The sequence below is a fragment of the Microthrixaceae bacterium genome (assembly GCA_016702505.1).
Taxonomy (GTDB): domain Bacteria; phylum Actinomycetota; class Acidimicrobiia; order Acidimicrobiales; family Iamiaceae; genus Aquihabitans.
In genome coordinates this window covers 99618-117078 of record JADJDU010000008.1, presented here as the reverse complement: position 1 = coordinate 117078, position 17461 = coordinate 99618, and the positions used below count along the sequence as shown (strand labels likewise).

Genomic DNA, 17461 nt, shown 5'->3' with positions numbered 1-17461 from the left:
CCGCCGTGCCCGACAACTTCAACGCCCGGGCGTCATGGGTGTCGGAACGGTTCACGACCGCGTCCGCAGTTCCGCCACGACTTCTTCGACGGTCAGCCACGGCTGGGGCGACAGCACCCTGGCCACCTGGGGAGCGAAGACCGCTGAGGATCCGATGACGGTCCTCGTCGGACCCGAAGCCACCAACTCCCCCTCCGCCATGACCATCACGCGGTCGGCGACGGCAGCGACGAACTCGACGTCGTGCGTCGCCACCAGCACGGCGCGACCCTCCGCGGCGACCTCGTGCAGGATCTCCACCAGTCGGCCCTTCGCCTGGTAGTCGAGACCCCGGGTCGGCTCGTCGAGGAGCATCACCGCAGGCCTCGGTGTCAGCTGGATCGCAAGGACCAACGACAGGCGCTGGCCCTCCGACAGGTCGCGCGGGTGGGAGGAACCGTCGATCCCGGGTGCGATCCGATCGAGGATGTCCCGGCACGAACCCGGGTCCCGGCCCGCGTCGGCGTCAGCTCGTGCGCATTCCGCGTCGACGGTGTCGAGGTACAGGAGGTCGGACGGGGTCTGGGGAACGAGTCCGATCCCCGCCTTCGTCGAGGCCCCGCGACCGCTGGAGGCTCCGAGGCTCTGGTCGACCTCACAACCTTCAGGTCCACCGATCAACTCCACAGATCCGCCTGACGGGGCCCAGTGCCCTGAACCGCCCAGATGAGCGACGACTTGCCGGACCCGTTGCGACCCATGAGCGCGGCGACCTGCCCGCCGTACAGATCGAGGTCGACTCCCCGGTTCGCCACCACCTGGCCGTAGCGGACCACGATGGCGCGGGCCTCGAGCATCGGGGGGCGGGGGGACGCCGCTGATGCTCCGACGCCGGTTGCGTCACGGTCCGGCGGTGGAGTGCCGAGCGTCTCGCGCAGGGAGGATGCGTGGCGTCGAGCGTCGCGGACGGACAACGGGAGCGGTTTCCAGCCGAGGTGGCGGCCGAGTCGGATCACCGGCGGCGCCACGTCTACGTCGGCCCACAGGGTTCTGGGGTCGCCTGAGCAGACACGCCCGTCGGCCACGTGGACCAATCGATCCGCGAACTGAGCCACCCGTTCGAGGCGGTGCTCGGCGATCAGGATCGTCATGCCGAGGTCGTGGACGAGTCGGGTGAGCGCCGCCATGACCTCCTCGGCAGCACCAGGGTCCAGCGACGACGTCGGCTCGTCGAGCACGAGCGCTCGGGGCTGTGTGGTGAGCACCGATCCGATGGCGACCCGTTGCTGCTGGCCACCCGAGAGGTTCCGCAACCGGCGATCCCTGAGGTCCGCGATCCCCAACAGGTCGAGGACCTCCTCCACCCGGGTTCGCATCACTTCGGGCGCCACCGCCAACTGCTCGAGCCCGTAGGCCAGCTCCTCCTCGACCGTGTCGGTCACGAAGCCGGCCAACGGGTCCTGCCCCACCACCCCGACCACGTCGGCGAGGTCTCGGGCCTTGTGGGTGGCGGTGTCGCGACCGTCGACCGTCACCCGGCCGAGCAGCGTCCCGCCGGTGAAGCGGGGAACGTGGCCGTTCACCGCTCCTAGGAGGGTCGACTTGCCCGAACCGGTGTGACCGGTGACGACGCAGAGCTCGCCCTCCTCGACGGTGAACGTCACATCTCTCAGTGCCGGCTCTGCGGCTCCGTCGTAGGTGATCGTGACCTGTTCGAAGCTGATCATCGAACCGTCCCGGCCGGCGACGACGGTGGCGGTGCCGCGAACGAGGGAACGACGCCGAGGAGCATCCCCACCAGAGGGAACAGGGGCAGCTGCGGCCATCGCAGCGGCTGCACCGATGGATGGAGCGCTTGTGGATCGGTCGACGACGCCACCACGAGCGCGGCAGCCACCGCGACCCCCACTGCGGCGACCAGCCACTCCGGTCGGGCCCACGGATCGGGTCGGTAGCGGGTCCGCCGGACCCGGCGGTTGCCGAGCACGAACCCACCCGTGGAGAAGACCAACCCGAACCCCAGCATCGACGGACCCATCGCGGTTGGAGCGGTGCCGTCCAACAGCCCGTAGGTGCCGACCGCCGCACCCAGCAGCCCGGCGAGCACCAATCCCGTGGTCGTCCGGCGGAGCGCCGGCGCGACCGCTGCCGTACGGCCGTAGCCACGAGCGTCCATCGACGCCGCGAGGAACAGCGAACGGTCGAGGGCGTCGGCCAGCACCGGTACGGCCCGCGACGGAGCGAACCGAACCGACCGTTGCTGGCCCCCTCAGCGCGGTGGCCCGGCGTACCCTCGCCACGCTCTCCACCAGCTGGGGTGCCACCGAGAGCGTCACCGTGAGAGCGACCCCGAGCTCGTGCAGCGCGCCCGGCACCGCCTTGAGGAGCCTCCTGGGATCCGCGAGCAGGTTCGCCGCCCCGAGGCATATGAGGAGCGTCGCCAGCCGTAGTCCGTCGTAGAAGGCCGCGAGCAGGCCTTCGGCCGACACCGGACCACCGATGCGTATGCCACGCGCTGCCTCCGGCAGCGGAAGCTCGGGCAACGTGACGAGCACGTGCTCTCCGTGCTGGCCGTCGAGCAGGGACCGGAACACCACCCGCACGCCGATGATCACCAGCCCGAGGATCAGGTAGCCACGAAAGCCGCGTGCCCACGTGTCCTCGCTCCGACGCGCCGCCACGACCAGCACGACCACAGCCAGGACGACCAGCAACAGCAGCGGGTTGGTGGTGCGGCTCGCCGCCACCGCCATCCCGACCGCCCAACACCACCACGCCACCGGGTGCAGTGGCCGGGGAAGCATCCGTCGGCGACTCGCTGCGCTCCGGCCGTCAGGTGGACGCACGACGCTCGACCCCCGGTGCGTCGGTTCTGTGCCCCAACCGGCGGCGAGAGACGGTGAAGCCGACCAAGCCGAGTGCGGCGAGGATCACCACGGCAGCGATCAGCGGTACCGGTGACCCCGAGGAACTGCCGTCGCTGCTCAGGTCGACCGTTCCCGCCACGTCCGAACCGGGTGATTCCTGCCCGGCAGCGTCGGCCGGTCCAGCTCCGGTGTCGGCGCCCGACGCGGCCGGAACGGTCGAGCTCGGCTGCGCCTCGGAATCCTCGCCGGTGTCCGGGGCGGTGTCCCCTTCGGCCTGTGGCGCCGACCCCGAGCCTCCTCCATGTGGCGGGAGCGATGTTCCGCTGACGCCGCCGTCGGGGCCGAGGGATCCGTCAGGGTCTGGCGCGGGCGCGGGCTCTGTCGATCCGACGGTCGGGGCCGGGGCGGGAGCCGGTTGCGGGACGGTGGCGACGGGCCCTTCGGACGGGGTGGTGCACTGGTTGGCGGGGATCGGGTTCGCCTGGCCACCAGGGAACGGTGCCGGCACTGCGAATCGTGGTGGTGGAGTGGACCGGCCCGATCGGTGCAGCGAGAACGACCAGCCCTCGATCGATCCCGGCGGCGGAGTGCGTGAGCCTGCTCCGAGGTTGCTGTAGCACCATGTGCCTCCACGGCCTGCGATCCAATAGGACCAGTAGGCCGAGGCCGGCGAGGCCACGTGGCACGGGTCGTCGGCTGGGAGCCCGGCGATCCGGCACACGAACCCCGGCGATCGAAGGGCTGTCTGGTAGCTGATGCCGGCACGGTCGAGGGCGTCCAGCCCGGAACCGACCGCTCCCGGGGCGCACCGCACGTTCACACCACCGCCCAGGTCCTGGAAGTCGATCACCACGGTCACGCCGTCGGGCGTCGAGCACGCCTCGTTCGCTGCTGCCCGCCCGGCGCCCTCCGCAGCTCCGGATGTCGCCGGTGCGCTCCGGCGCACCGGCGACGCACCCAACGGTGACGCCACAACTGCGACCAGCAAGGCAAGGGTCATCAGACATGACGCCGCGAAGTTCGGACGCGGTGCGCGCAGCGCCATCGACGGGATCCCGAGCGCGATGTCGGAGGTCCTGGAGGGAGCGTTCCTCATCGGCCAGTTCTGATGCGGTACCGCTTCGTCGAGATCACCGCGAACCCTGTGGCCAGCACGATGACACCGAAGGCGGCCGTGGTGGTCGTCGTCGCGCCGGTCCTGGCGAGGGAGCGACCGCCCGTGCGGTTGCCGCTCGCTGCGCCCGACCCGGGGCGGCCGGAACCATCCGGTCCTCCCCCGGTCGATCCGTCGGCGGGGACGTCGACCTTGCCCACGACAGCACCCATCGACGGCAGACCGAGTCCGAGCACGGCCTGTGTAGTGGAACGGGTCCACTGGTCTCGTTCCATCGGAGCGATGCCCTCGGCCTGCGCGGCCGCGAAGCTCGCAGGGTTGTACGCGATGGCGCCGGCATCGGCTCCCTGCGCACGTGCGACGAACGGGTCGGCGAGTTGCATCGTCACCAGCCAGGCTGCCGCAGCGTCGGCCTCGGCGGTGCGCCCGGCACCGCGTAGCGCCTGCGCCCCGAGGCCGGTGCTGTTCGCGTTGAGTGCGGCGGTCACCCCGGTGCCACCAAAGCCGCCGGAGGGATCCTGACGGCCCACCAGCCAGGCGATCGCTCGGGCCCGGGCCTGGACCACATCGGCGGTCAGATCAGGACCGGCTGCGCCCCCCGACACCGCCTCCAACGCCTGGATCGTCACCGCAGTCGCGTCGAAGTCGGCAGCCGCGTCATCTGTGCATCCGCCCGAAGCGCTGTAGTCGATCCTGAAACCGCCTGCCGGGCACTGCTGTTCGAGCACGAAGGAGATGGCCGGGAGGGGGACGCCCCTCGTGCGAGCGAGAGCGACGACCGACAGCGCCTGCGTTTAGCCGTTCGACGTGTCGCCGATCTGTCCCGAGTCGCTGAACCGGCCGGTGTCGACACCGCTGCTCTGCATCGAACCCTCGAGCCGGGCTGCGTACACGTCGACGTCCAGGGACGGCTGCGCTCCAGCCGAGGTGGACAGGGCCAGGACCGTCTTGGCGAGCGGGCCGGCGAAGTACGAGTCGGGCTCACCCCAGTCGACGCCCGACGTGTAGCGCTGCACCTGGGAGCTGAACCGGCGCCAGGCCTCGTCGACCTCCGGCACGTCACTTCGGCCCCCGAGTCCCAGAGCCACCAACGCGTCGAGCGTGAGACCCCAGTCCGGCTCCGAGCCCACAGGAGCCGGCAGGGCTCCACCCTCGCGGCCGAGCTCGGCCTGCAGCCAGTCGAGTGCCGCGTCTGCCGATCGGGAGACGGGGTTAGCAGGGTCGATCGGGGTCGGGCCACCCTGGGAAGGAACGGTCGAGGTCGTCGAGGAGCTCGGCGTGGTGGACGTCGAGGTGGTCGCCTGCGGAGCCTCGGTCGTCGTCGTCGTCGACGGGGCGGTGGTGGGTGGCGGCGCCGTCGTCTCGTCGCCCGCCGGCGCCTGGGACCGGAAGTCCTGGGCCCAGTACCAGCCCTCGACGCTGTCGACCGGAATCGGGCCAGCAGTGGCACCTGCGCGACTGAACGCCCACGCCTCGCCCCAGCTCCCCTTCTTCCAGTACGACCAGAAACCCCCTGTGGTCCAGCAGTACGGGTAACCCTCGGCAGGCACTCCGTCGAGGGTGCACACGGTTCCGGCACCCGCACCGGCACCGACCGAGAACCCGGCGGCTGCCAGCACATCGAGGCCGCTCGCCTGCTGGCCGGGGGCACAGCCGACCTGCACGCCGCCTCGCGAACCGAAGTCGACCACCACGGTCACGCCTTCGCCTGGAGCGCACCCGTAGCCGGCGCCCGCAGCCGACGCCGATCCCACGTAGACGGGACCGACGACGATGATCATGCCGAGTGCGACCACCGCCATGGCAGCGATCACCGCAACGACGCGGTGCAGGAGATGGGCAGGGAGCGGCGGGCGACCGCCAGCGGCTCCAGGCGATCCACCCTCGACCGCCGCCCGCCCAACCACCGGTTCGAGATCGCCCTCGCCGCGTTGAGGGGCAGGCGGGACGGGGGCGGGACGCATCGACTTCTCCTGGACATCTGAGGTCGGCGGTCGACCTCCGAGGCGATGATCCACGTCTGCTTCACCCCCGCCAAGGGGCGCCTTTCGGCGCTAAAGCCGTCCTTCCAGCGGCCCGGGACTCCGTCGGACTTCGCGCCAAATGACCCTCCTTCCCGGACGGGGTTGCACACGTGTAGTTACAAGGACGACATCCGACATCTGGTGTCGGCGGATCCGCTTCATCGTCGAACAGTCGAGGCAGCGGGAGCTGGGTCCACCGGTCGGGGAACCACTGGGGCGCGCGTCCGGTCATGGCGGGGACCTCCCGAGGGTCACGCCTCCACCACCACGGCGAAGGACACCTGCAGACCACCAGCGCCCGTCATCACGGGCACCACGCCACGCCCGAATGCCGCCACCGTCGCCGTGCCAAACCCGGTCGACCCACCGCGCGCCGTCACGCGGCCGTCGTCGGGAGGGTGGGTTCTAGGTTGCGGCTCGCCGTGGGTCGATGCCCATTTTCTGGTGTCGGAGGGGGGACTTGAACGCCGCAGTTTCGGGTGACAATGCGTGCCGATGCGTCCCTATCCGTGCAGGTCAGAGCGGGTTTTCGTCTGGGTCTCGTACCAGCCCGTATCGCTGAGAACCCCCGTTTGTCATCACGTTTGGTGACAAGTCTGATGACAAGTCGGACTGCGGAGTTGCGATCCTTCGCCCGTCGCGACCAGCCGTGACGGCCCGCTCCCCCGCCCGACTCGCCCACCTTTTCATCACTTGTCATCAGCACGCCGGCGCCGAGCAGTCGGGTGTGTCGCGCAACTCCCCTGTCCGACGATGCGGCGAGCGCTCAGGGTTCGTCGCCCTCCGTCGAGGCTGCTCGCAGAGCTTCGAGCTCGGGCAGTGCGTCGTGATCTTTCTCCCGATCGGCGAATCGCTTCGAGTCGATGATGTCGCCGAGACCGGCGAGGCGGATCTCAACGTCGTTGGTGGAGATCGCGATCGAGCGCTGTTCGAGCTCCACGTACGAGCGCCGCCCTCCGTCGAGATCTCGAAGCGAGCGGAGCACATCGAGGTCGCCGGCAGTCGTCCGCCAGGTCGAGACTTCCATCCCTCGCAAGGTCGCCCCGTCGAGTTGGACTGGGAGCGCCCTGGCTTCGTCGTCGCTCAGGCCACCGACCCGAAGGAACGCGCCCAACTCGGTGAGGGCCGCTCCAAGGCGACGTAGGTTCTCGTCGTCGTCAGCAGGCAGCACGTCGACGTCCTCGGTAAGCCGCGTTGCGCCGTGGAGGCGAGCCGCTACGCCACCGACGAGCAGATACCGCACGCGGTGCCGATCCAAGATCTCCACGATCCGGTTGACGTCGAGCGGCGGATGGTCGCCCACCAGATCAGGCCGAACGCTCGGCGGCTTCCCGCTCTTGCCGAAGGTCCTCGAGGAACTCGAGAACGGCCTCGGCGCTGTCCAGCCGACGACCGTCGTTGGTGATCGAGACATCGTCGTCGGTCGCGGGACCTCCGCCAGCAACGAAGGCCGCCAGCTCACCTGGGCCATAGACACGCTTCACCGGAGCCATGGGATCAACGCTATCTGCCTGCAGTCGACGGTCGATCTCGTGGAGCCCTTCGCAGGAGGATCTCTTCCTGATCAGCGAACGACCTGGAGGTGGGCGTTCACGAGCGCGAGGTCGAACGCTGCGGGATCGACCGGGCCGCCGACCCACTGGCTCAGGTGCTCGTGCTCCTCGTGGGTGGGGTCCGCAAGCACGGTGAGGAGGTGCTCGTAACCCCACGAGCCGCCGACATCCTCGGGCGGGCATGCGTTCGCGCCGTCGAGGCAGACGGCGAACTTCAGGCCCTTCGGCATCCGCCACACGCGGTGGACGGTGATCTCGTGCTCCCACGAGTCGCCGAAGTCGTACTCGTAGGTGAAGCGCTCGTTCGCGCCGACCGCGGTGACGACGGTGAAGCCCTTCTCCAGCAGCTCACCGTCGGGGTACTCGTCGAACTGCATCCCGTAGCGCTCGCCGCCGATCTCGAACGCGTGGAGGTGGCAGTCCTCCCACCCCATCGCCGCTTGGAACATCCGGTGCAGCTTGTCGAGCGAACGCTCCCCGGGACGAGCAGCCGGCGCCAGACGCGCGGCTCGACCTCACGCAGCTCGATGGTGCAGTCGACGACGGGTTGACCGGGCGGCGTCGGCATGGCTCCGACGCTAGACGGCCCCAAGGATCGGACGACGGGGCCAACGACACCTGTGGCTGCGGTGACTCAGCTGCGAAGTGGAGTCGTGACCGGGCTCGGCCTGTAGTCCCAAGAAGGCCATTCTTGGGACTGGGCAGCCTCGATTGCAGCAGCACTCGCTTGGCCACCGATCGGCTCGCCATCCGCCCCGAGGACGGCGAGTGGGTACGCCATGGAGTCCGCGTCCACCACGACCGTCACGACCTCGCCGTCATCCGAGACCTCGGCCCAGATGTCGGCTCGGTAGTGGACGAACACCGGCGCGGTCACCAGCCCGGCACCCATCCGGGCCACATCTCGGACTCGGCGATTCGAATCGCCTCCTGGCGCACCTCGGATGGCGGGTTACCGCCATCGGCAGTGACCGCCAGTGGACCCTCGATGGCTTCGTCGTCGAGGTGGACCGCGACCACCTCGCCGGCCGCCACCTCGATCTCGGCGACCAGCGGCACGTTGTAGTGGACGTAGATCGACATCGCTACCTCCAGGATCGATCGGTTCACCGATCATCGCTCGAGACGACCAGCTCCTCGAGCGACCATCGAGACATGGATCCTTCGCTTCGCCGATACCGGTTCACCATCACGGTCGACGTGGAACCCGACCACCCTGCGTACGACGACCCCGAGTGGGTCGCCGACGCCGCCTGGGGTTCGCTCACCAACGAGTACAGCCTTCGAGCCACGTACGAATCGATCGAGGAGCTCGCCGTCGACGATCGGATCTGATCCATCACAGGCCGAACTCCCACACTGGCCACGAAGCCTCATCGGCGACCGCGGCGCCTCGGGCGAGCAGCTCGGCCAGATCCTCGCCCTCAGCTCCGGCGACGACCTCGACGGGTCCCTCCGCGCGCTCGTCGTCGACCTTGACCGAGAGCACGGCACGGGCGACCTCGTCGACCTCGACGTGGACTGGGACCTTGAACACCAGCGTCATCGCCATGCCCCCATCATGACCAACCGGTGTGACGACGAGGTCGGGACCGGCATTCAGCGCGTCGTCGCGATCAGTACCCGAACAGGCACAGCCCTCGGACGTTCGTGTAGTTGCCTTCCTCGAAGAAGGTCCGCAATCGGCGCTCGACGGTCAAGTACTCCCGCCGGGGCGACATCGTCGGGTTCTGGCGTAGCTCCTGCGGCACCATCAGGAACAGGTAGTCCGCGTGGGCGCAGATGTGACACTTCCAGAAGTCCAAGAGGTCCATGTTGTTGATCGTCGTCTTGCCGCGCTCGACCTCCAGGATGATGCCCGTCCCCGCGATCGGCATGAAGTAGTCGGGCCGAAGGGCGCTCGTGTACTCGCGGAATAGACCCTTCGACTCGTCTCTGAAACCCAACTCGCGCGCCTGAGCCAGGAAGACGTTCTGGACCTCTGCGCTCGATCGCCCGGGCTGGTTCGCCAAAAGGATGCTGGACATCACGTCCGGCTCTCGGAGGTGAGCGAGCAGCCGATCAGCGATGTCGACGACGGCGTCGTGCTCGGGCGTGCCGGCGTATCCGGCCTGAAAGAAGTCGACCCGCTCCACTCACGGGAGCTCAGCCGATCGAACATGAGCTCGCAACTCAGGCGCGGAAGTCCCTCGAGCCAATTGGCAGCTCCTGCGTACCCATGTAGGCGTCACCGGTGAGGTCGACGAGAAGGTCAAGCAGCTCAGTACCAATCTCGTGAAGGGCGTCCTCGACGGCGGGCTCGGCTCCAGTTTCGACGTCGTAGAGAACCTCGCCGGCCGCGGAACGCACCGACCGAATGCGGAGGACCTTCAACCAGTCCTCGTTCATCCAGCCGTGGACCTCGACGGCCTCAGCGCCAGGCAGCACGGCCTTCACCTCACCCAGAGCAAGTCGCTCGGTGAGCTCTGCCAGACGTTCGGCATCCTCGGCATAACGGGCCAGGGCCACGTCGAACTGTGGTCGTAGGCCTGTTTCGTCCAGTTGATCATCCATCCGGTCCTCCTCGGTCGCCGGCCCGCGTGTGTTGGGGCCGCTCGTTCGGATCATCCCCAGGACATGTGACATCGAAAGCGAACCCGGTCGGTCCGCGGCGCCAGCGCGACGGTCCGAGACGGGCCTGCCGGTGCCACGCCTGCTGGTCTCAGGAGATGCAGGCGGGGCACCGAGTTGGTTTGCGGCCCCGAACGCGCTCCCGCTGCCAGACCCGACCGCAGCTCGTGCAGGTGAGCAGTTCCTGTGGTGGAACGGCTCCACCGCCGAACTGGGCCGGGGTTGGCGGTGGAGGCGGCAGCGAGGACTGCAGCGCAGGCGGCACCTGCTCCGCCTGGTGCTGGCTCCCGGCGAGTGGCGATCCGACCTCGGTCGTCCCTGGATCTGGACGAGACCGTGAGATCGTGGCGCAGTCGGTGCAGCGCTTGGACCGTTGCTCGGACGATGTCGCGGTCACGGTCCAGGTCGTGAAGCAGTCGGGGCAGGTGATCACCTTCAATTCGGCGACGGTCTTGCCGGCGCCTTCGAGGGTGTCACCAGCTCGCATCGAGGCGAACCGCTCAGCTCCGATCACGGGGATGCCGTAGCGGCGTGCCTTGGCGGCCTTGCCGCTGTTGCTCTCCGGGTCGGCTGCGACGAGTAGATCGGTCTTCTTCGTCACTCCGCTCTGGACCTCGAGACCGAGAGATCCGGCGTGGGCGACGAGGTCCGAGCGCTCGAACCTGGGGTGGTCACCGGTGAACACGACGCGAAGTCCGGCTTCAACCGAGACAGACGAAGTGGTGGCCCGGAGGTCACGTGTGCGTTGCTCCACGACCTGTTGGTCGACCCCGAGCGCCGCCGCGGCACGGACGAGCGTCTCGTACTCATCCGACGTGATCTCGTGATCGTCCAGTGCCGCGTCGATGAGCTCGTTCACGAACCTGCGATGCGCCAACGCGATGTGACCCTCGTCGAGGCCGAGACCGCGGGCGAGCTCGCTGAGCTGCCATCGCTCCTCGGGGTCGAGGTGGAGGTCCGCGATGCAGCGGTCCACCAGTTCGAGGTAGGCGAGAACGCTGACTTCAACGCCCCGGTGCGATAGGCGCGAGGCGAGGTAGGCGATGAGCGGTGGATCCGGCACGACGACCGGAGCCGAGTCCTCCCGCCGGAACACACGGCCCTGACGGGGCAACGGCGCTGCCAAGGCAGTGGGTCCTCCTGGCTCGCAGGTGCCGCGCACCTTGAGCAGCAGGTTCGCCGCCGCTGTCGCATCGGCGAGAGCACGGTGAGCATCGCTGAGGGCGATCTGGTGCTGGGCGCAGGCGTCGATGAGTCGGGATCGGGTCGCTCGCAGGGTGTCGATGCCCTTCGGGATCGACACGTCGATGCCGACTCGGTCGAACTCACCGCAGACCATCCGCGCGTCGAAGGGAAGGTTGTGGGCGGCGACGCACGCTCCTTCCAGGCGGACTGCGATGTCGCCCGCGACATCACCAAAGGTCGGCGCGCTGGCGACCATCGACGGCGTGATGCCGTGGATGTGGGTCGCCCCTACGTCGCGCTCCGGTTGGACCAGGGTGTCCCAAACGTCCAAGACCGCACCGTCGAGCGACAGCGTGATCAGCGCTATCTCCACGATCCGATCGGTCGGATAGACGCCCGTCGTCTCGGTGTCGACGACCACGATCCGGTCGGCCCCGCCCACGATCCCGCGCAGGTCGCACCGCGGCGCCTTCAAGAGTTGATCCACGGTTCCTCCCCCGCTGCCTTCCCTCGACCGATGGTACGTCGGCGCCGCGACCGGAAAGCTAAACCCCTCCCACCAGGTCAGAGCGACAGGCCCGGGGCCTCGCGCTCGATGCCTCGACGGGGGATGCCGATGGTGTTGTCGAGGTCGTGGATGGCTTGGTTGGCGGCGTAGAAGGTGAGGCGGTAGTCCTCGTCGTTGTCGAAGTTGGGCATGTGGCCGACGAACGTCGGCCCGGCGGGCTCGCCCCAGAGGGCGTGGTGCTGGGCTACGCGACCAGCGGTCTCCACCCATCGCTCACGTGCCTCAGGGCTGCTCGGGATCGGGCCGAGGTGGTCCAGGTATCGGGGGTTGGGGTCGGCTGCGATCTGTTCGCCTCGGGTGCGGGCGTCATCGCCGAGGGTGGCTTCGGTCTTGTCGATTTCGTAGTCGTCGGGCCGGGCCTTTGCAGCGGCGATCGTTCGGCGCTGTGCCTTCTTCTCGCGGTCGTACCTCGTGTCGAGGTCGGTCAGCTCCTGGCTGAGCTCGCTGAGATTGCGGGGCAATATGGCGACGTCGTGCTTGGACTGGCGGATCTGGGCACGGTGCTGGCGCCGATGAAGCGGCCGATCGTGCTCGGCGAGGGTGCGCCTCGCGTCGGCGAGTTGCTTCTCGGCGCTGCGGTACTCACGGTCGGTCTCACGAGCCCAGCGGGCGAGGTTCGAGAGGTTCTGTTTGTGGTCGTCGAGGGCGGCCTGGTGCTTGTCGGCGGCGGACTGTTGGCGGATGGCTCGTTGGACCAGGTCCCGCAGGTCGTCGACTGGTAGCGGCACCTGACCGCTGGCTGCCGGGCCGGCCGTCACGCCGTGGCCTTCTCCCCTGCCCGTGTCCGGTGGTGCCTGCAGGCGGTCGAGGCGGAGGGCGGTCGCGGGCTGGTCGATCCAGGTCCGAGCTACGCACTCCGCAACCACCTCGGCCGCGGTGCGGTCATCGCTCAAGACCACGAATGCTTCGTTGGTGGTGCGGCCTCGGGTGAGCGGGACGTAGATGCCTCGGGTGTCGGTGGGGCTGTCGAGGTAGAGGAAGGAGCGGTCGACGGTGCGGCCCTGGGTGGCGTGGCTGGTCTCGGCGTAAGCCAGCTCGACGTCCCCTGCGACGTAGTCGGCGGGCAGGGTCACCTGCCCCGTCGTGCCGGCCACGATGAGCGCCCCATCGGGGTGGACAGCCTCGATGGTCCAGTGGTCGCGGTTCTTGACCATCCGTCCTCGGTCGGTGAGCAGCGTCCGGTCGTTGCGGCGGGTGGCGATCAGGTCACCGACGTGGGCTCGGATCGGTCCGAGCTTCACCGATGGGCTGCTGGCATCGACCTCGCCGACAGCGAAGCGAAGCTTCTGGGCGATCTCGTTCAGCACCGCGACCGCCTCTCGGGTCGGGGCCATCATGGCGGCGCTCTCGCCACCCTCGATGGCGCGTCGCCAGGCGTGGACGGTGGCGATGGCCATCTGGCGGGAGGTGCCACCGTGGAGGCGGTCGTTGTGGTCGTAGAGGGCGACGACGTCGGTGTCGCCTCGGCGGAGCCGGAGGCTGGCGTCTCGCTCCCAGGACGCGTCGAACCGGTGGACCCGGTCCAGCTCGACGGCGCCGATGGTGTCGACGAGGTGGCCGAACATGCCGGAGCGGCCAACGGCGGAGAACTGCATCGGGTCACCGACCAACGCCAGCCGCCAGTCCCGCCGCTCGGCCAGGTCGATCAGCTCGGCCAATCGTGGGGTCGCCACCATCGCTGCTTCATCGACCACGACCGTCGCGCCGGTCGGGAGGTCGTAGCGATGCTGGGGTGGTCGGTCGAGGCGGTGCTCGATGAGGAGCTTGTCGAGGGTGTCGGCGTCGATGCCGGTGTCCACAGCAAGCACTTCGGCAGCCGTGGCTGACGGGGCGACACCGAAACATGGGCGGCCCTGGGCATGGAGGCGGGCGACGGCCGGCGCCATGGCGGTGGTCTTGCCGGTGCCCGCCGGCCCCACCACGAGCACGAGGCGTCGCTCTCCTGCGACAGCCCCAGCGGCGTGCTGCTGGACTGCGGTCAGTTCGCCGTCGGGATCGATGTCTTGGACGTCACTCCCGCCTTCAACGGCCCAGCGACGGGTGAGGTCGAGGATGTGCTCCTCCTCGTCGAGGATCGCCCGCGTGGTGAGGATCCGATCGAGGGCTCCTTCGGTGACCGGTCGCCCGTCCCGGCGGATCGGGACGTGGTCGGGCACGGGTCGGGAGATGTCGACGGTCAGTGTGTCCTCGACGTGCGACGCCAGTCGTTGCGCTCGTTCGACGGTGTCGGTGGCGGTACCGCCGAGCCGGGTGGGCAGGGCGGCGGCGATCTCTCGGGTGATCTCGGCGGGTCGCCACGTCGACTGGGTGTCTCGCAGCGAGGACAAGGCGTCGATGACGGCGTCGCGGTCGGTGGTGGCGTCAGGCTCGATCGGACGGGTACGCCCGATCACCTGGTCGAGGTAGTCGCCAGGGGTGTGGCCGAGGGCGTCGAGCTGGTCGAGCCACTGCTCGTGGAGGGTCTGGGCGTCTTTGCTGGTCTTGGACGCGCGGCTGTCGATGGCGGCTTCTCGTTCGATGCGCCACCGCTCCCGGGGCGTGGGCCGTCGTCCGAGCTGGTCGACGAACCGGTCGGTCTTCTCATCCAGGCGGCGGGCCATCTGGACGGTGCGCTGGGAGAAGGCGTCGAGGACCTCGCCCGGGGCGTCGGCCATCTCGGCCTGACCGTTCACGACGTCGTTCCACCGGACGCCGAGCCGGGAAGTCAGCTCGGCCCGCAGACCAGCCGCGTAGAGGGCCGAGATGGTGCGCTGGTCGTGCTTGAGGGTCCGGGCATCGAGCGCCAGCCACCGGCCGTCGGGGGCAATGACCCGGTTCGGGATCACGAGGTGAGTGTGGAGCTGGGGGTCGTGCGCCCGGCTGGTGTGCTGGCGGAACGCGGCCGCGACGAGGCTCCGGGTGTCGACGGTCCACACCTCGCCGTCGACCCGGTGGCGACAATGGGCGTGGTCCTCGATCCACCCGAACGCGGCAGCAACTGCCGCGTCGTGGGCTTCGAGGACCTCCTGGCGGACTCGGTCGTCGCCGATGGCGAACAGGACCGATACCGACTTCGGCGCTGAGCACGTGACGTCGAAGCCCCGCACGGTGCGCTCGTGGTGGCTCGTACCCAGCTACTCACCGGTCGTCGGGTCCCGGCCGTCCATCAACGACAGGAAGTCGTCGTCGTCCACCTCCCCGGCGAGGCCGAGCGCGGCGGCGCCACGACCGAGCCACCGGCCGGGCGGCTCGTCGCCGTCGAGGTAGTACCGGCCGGGGCCGTCGACGTAGTACGCGCCGGCGTCGGGGCCCTTGAGCGTGGTCACCCGGGCGGTCACGGCCGCCTCCCGCACGTCCGCGTGCACTCGTCTGTCTGTTGTTGCGACGCTTGCGCTCCGGTCGGGGTGGTCACGGGTCGCTCCTTCAGCCGGCGGGGTGGGTGACGGTGATGCCGGTGCCGCGGAGGTGGACCACGTAGGTGGGCCGGTCCATCGGTCCGGTCCGCGGGAGGCCTTCGAGGACTCCGGCTCGGCGGAGCTGGCGCAGCCGACGGTGGGCGCTGTCCTTGGACAAGAAACCGAGCCGTTCGGCAACGCCCCGAGTGCTCACCGCCACCACCAGCCGCCCGTCGACCGACTCGGCCTGGGCGACGAGGACCTGCAGCACCGCCACCGCATCGGGCCCGTGCTCGCGCAGGAACCCGAGGGCTTCGGGATAGCGGTGCTCGATCAGCACCTCCCCCGCCACCAGCTCCGCAGCGCTATCCGCCGCTGAGGGCTGGGCAGCTGCGGCTGGACGCGCCCGCGGGCGCGCAGGCTCGCGAACCGGCGCCTCCGGTTCGAGGTCCAGAAACGTGAGCTGCTCGGCTGCCATGGCGACCTCCGAACGGGCGCGAAGATCCCGTCACCTACGTAGGCCGATTTCGGAGCCAGATCCCGCGTAGAAATCCGCGATTCCTCCCGACTTCTTGTCCTCGATGTGCGACGCAACCGCCCGGTCGGGCGTGCGACTGGTCAGGTCGACCGTGCCGTGCGACGATGACAAGCGATCCTGCCCACACCGATCCGGAGCCGGCGGGCCCCTCGTGACGGTGGGAATCCGTCGCCTTCCAAACCGCTCCGACCTTGAGTCGGACGTGTCCACAGGAGAAGGCGATGACCACCGGCCGCAACAACATCCGCAAGCGCGGATCGACCTGGACCTACTACCTCTACGTCACCGAAGGCGACGGCACCCGCCGCCAGGTCTCCAAGGGCGGCTTCGCCACCCGCAAGGAGGCCGAGACCGCCCGGGCCGAAGCCCTCACCGCCATGGCCACCGGGAGCTGGGTGAAGCCAGACCGGCTCACCGTGGCCGAGTTCCTCACCGACGAGTGGCTACCGACCCAGCTGCCACCGACGCTCGAAGAGAGCACCTACGTCAGCTACTCCCGCAACATCGCGCTCCACGTCGTCCCCTACATCGGGGGCATCCGGCTCCAAGAGCTGACGCCGATGGACCTCAACGCCCTCTACCGAAAGCTCCTCGACTCCGGTCGACGACCGCCTGGCGTTCCTGCCCGCCACCACGACCCCGCCGTGCTCGACCTCATCGCCAAACTGAAGGCCGACGGCAACACCTGGCAGCAGGTCGCCGACGCCGTCGGCGAAGCATTCCCCGCTGAGGTCGGCATCACCCGAGACGCCGTGGCCGCCGCACATCGACGTGCCCAGCAGCCGAAGCCAGCCGAGAAGAGCGCGGGCCTGAGCAACCGGATGGTCCGCTACGTCCACACGATCATCCACGCCGCGCTGCGAGACGCGATGCGCTGGAACCGCGTGACCCGCAACGTCGCATCTGTCGCAACTCCCCCACCAGTCTCCTCGACACGCAAGGGCCGGCCACCTGCGTGGACCGACGAGCAGCTCGCCAGGTTCCTCGACTTCGTCGCCGACAGCCCCTACATGCCGGCCTGGATCTACCTCGCCACCTCTGGCTCCCGTCGAGGCGAGGTGCTCGGACTGAAGTGGGAGGACGTGAACCTCGACCGTGCCACGGCGATCATGTCCCGCCAGATCTGCATGGTCCGCCACCGCGTCGTGGTCAAGGACCTGCCGAAGACCAAGGCAGGCCACACGATCGCTCTCGACGTCGGCACCGTCCAGATGCTCCGCGACCTCCACGAGCGCCAGGCCGAGCTGAAGCGGATGCTCGGCGCCGGCTACCGCAACGAAGGCTGGATCTTCTGCCGGGCCGACGGCGTTCCTCTGCACCCCGAGCGGTTCAGCCGGGAGTTCCTCCGCAAGCAGGACGCCTACAACAAGGCCAACCCCGAGGATCCGCTACCGAGGCTGAAGCTCCACGGCCTCCGCCACACGTGGGCGACGCTCGCCTTGGAGGAGGGCATCGACATCCACGTCGTCAGCGACCGCCTCGACCACAGCAGCACCCACATCACCAGCGAGATCTACACCCACGTCCGTCGCCCCCTGCAGTCCGACGCCGCCGACCGCGTAGCAGCGAGGATCTTCCGCCGGGGTTGGAACGCCGACAGATGATCTCCTCCGCTCCGCGACCGGATCTGGCTGGCATGGCACGATCGA

The 17461-nt window shown here is 69.1% G+C and carries 18 protein-coding genes and 1 pseudogene; 2 read left to right on the top strand and 17 right to left on the bottom strand.

Going from position 1 to position 17461, the window contains the following annotated elements; all coding sequences use genetic code 11:
• Positions 1–51: 51 nt before the first annotated feature.
• The 10 genes and pseudogenes from IPG97_09220 to IPG97_09175 form a co-directional block, all read right to left on the bottom strand.
• Positions 52–1706 (bottom strand): annotated as a pseudogene (locus tag IPG97_09220) (ATP-binding cassette domain-containing protein).
• A complete protein-coding gene (locus tag IPG97_09215) occupies positions 1703–2200 on the bottom strand; it encodes a hypothetical protein (protein MBK6856705.1) in 498 nt (165 codons plus the stop codon). The pseudogene IPG97_09220 and the gene IPG97_09215 overlap by 4 nt, the downstream one beginning before the upstream one ends.
• Positions 2201–2811: 611 nt before the next feature.
• Positions 2812–3942, bottom strand: coding sequence for a hypothetical protein (locus IPG97_09210; GenBank protein ID MBK6856704.1), 1131 nt, complete (start codon positions 3940–3942; stop codon positions 2812–2814).
• Positions 3939–4688 (bottom strand): hypothetical protein, encoded by a 750-nt coding sequence (locus IPG97_09205; GenBank protein ID MBK6856703.1) that lies wholly within the window; start codon positions 4686–4688, stop codon positions 3939–3941. Before IPG97_09205 ends, IPG97_09210 begins: the two co-directional genes overlap by 4 nt.
• A 66-nt stretch (positions 4689–4754) precedes the next feature.
• Positions 4755–5924, bottom strand: a complete 1170-nt coding sequence (locus tag IPG97_09200; protein MBK6856702.1) for a hypothetical protein — start codon at positions 5922–5924, stop codon at positions 4755–4757.
• Between the two features lie 826 nt (positions 5925–6750).
• Complete coding sequence (locus IPG97_09195; protein MBK6856701.1) at positions 6751–7287, bottom strand: hypothetical protein; 537 nt, start codon at positions 7285–7287, stop codon at positions 6751–6753.
• A gap of 4 nt (positions 7288–7291) precedes the next feature.
• Entirely contained in the window at positions 7292–7477 is a 186-nt protein-coding gene (locus IPG97_09190; GenBank protein ID MBK6856700.1) for a hypothetical protein, read from the bottom strand.
• A gap of 71 nt (positions 7478–7548) precedes the next feature.
• On the bottom strand, positions 7549–7986 hold the full coding sequence (locus IPG97_09185) for a plasmid pRiA4b ORF-3 family protein (protein ID MBK6856699.1): 438 nt from the start codon (positions 7984–7986) through the stop codon (positions 7549–7551).
• Positions 7987–8171: 185 nt separating this feature from the next.
• Complete coding sequence (locus tag IPG97_09180; GenBank protein MBK6856698.1) at positions 8172–8414, bottom strand: hypothetical protein; 243 nt, start codon at positions 8412–8414, stop codon at positions 8172–8174.
• Positions 8411–8647, bottom strand: coding sequence for a hypothetical protein (locus tag IPG97_09175; GenBank protein ID MBK6856697.1), 237 nt, complete (start codon positions 8645–8647; stop codon positions 8411–8413). Before IPG97_09175 ends, IPG97_09180 begins: the two co-directional genes overlap by 4 nt.
• 45 nt (positions 8648–8692) lie before the next feature.
• Between IPG97_09175 and IPG97_09170 the strand changes: the two genes are divergently transcribed.
• Complete coding sequence (locus IPG97_09170) at positions 8693–8872, top strand: hypothetical protein (protein ID MBK6856696.1); 180 nt, start codon at positions 8693–8695, stop codon at positions 8870–8872.
• A gap of 4 nt (positions 8873–8876) precedes the next feature.
• Here IPG97_09170 and IPG97_09165 read toward each other — a convergent pair whose 3' ends face one another.
• The 7 genes from IPG97_09165 to IPG97_09135 all read right to left on the bottom strand — a co-directional run bounded on the left by IPG97_09165 (position 8877) and on the right by IPG97_09135 (position 15752).
• A complete protein-coding gene (locus IPG97_09165; protein MBK6856695.1) occupies positions 8877–9089 on the bottom strand; it encodes a hypothetical protein in 213 nt (70 codons plus the stop codon).
• 64 nt (positions 9090–9153) lie between these two features.
• On the bottom strand, positions 9154–9672 hold the full coding sequence (locus IPG97_09160; protein MBK6856694.1) for a hypothetical protein: 519 nt from the start codon (positions 9670–9672) through the stop codon (positions 9154–9156).
• Positions 9673–9709: 37 nt separating this feature from the next.
• A complete protein-coding gene (locus tag IPG97_09155) occupies positions 9710–10090 on the bottom strand; it encodes a hypothetical protein (protein MBK6856693.1) in 381 nt (126 codons plus the stop codon).
• Between the two features lie 148 nt (positions 10091–10238).
• Positions 10239–11819 carry a hypothetical protein gene (locus tag IPG97_09150; protein MBK6856692.1) on the bottom strand — a complete coding sequence of 527 codons (1581 nt, stop codon included), beginning with the start codon at positions 11817–11819 and terminating at the stop codon, positions 10239–10241.
• Between the two features lie 77 nt (positions 11820–11896).
• Positions 11897–14986: a relaxase domain-containing protein gene (locus IPG97_09145; GenBank protein MBK6856691.1), complete on the bottom strand. Its 3090-nt coding sequence runs from the start codon at positions 14984–14986 to the stop codon at positions 11897–11899.
• A 27-nt stretch (positions 14987–15013) separates the two neighbouring features.
• Positions 15014–15217: a relaxase domain-containing protein gene (locus IPG97_09140; protein ID MBK6856690.1), complete on the bottom strand. Its 204-nt coding sequence runs from the start codon at positions 15215–15217 to the stop codon at positions 15014–15016.
• 85 nt (positions 15218–15302) lie between these two features.
• Positions 15303–15752, bottom strand: a complete 450-nt coding sequence (locus IPG97_09135; protein MBK6856689.1) for a hypothetical protein — start codon at positions 15750–15752, stop codon at positions 15303–15305.
• 281 nt (positions 15753–16033) lie between these two features.
• Here IPG97_09135 and IPG97_09130 point away from each other — a divergent pair, with 281 nt between their 5' ends.
• Entirely contained in the window at positions 16034–17416 is a 1383-nt protein-coding gene (locus IPG97_09130) for a site-specific integrase (protein MBK6856688.1), read from the top strand.
• Positions 17417–17461 lie beyond the last annotated feature (45 nt).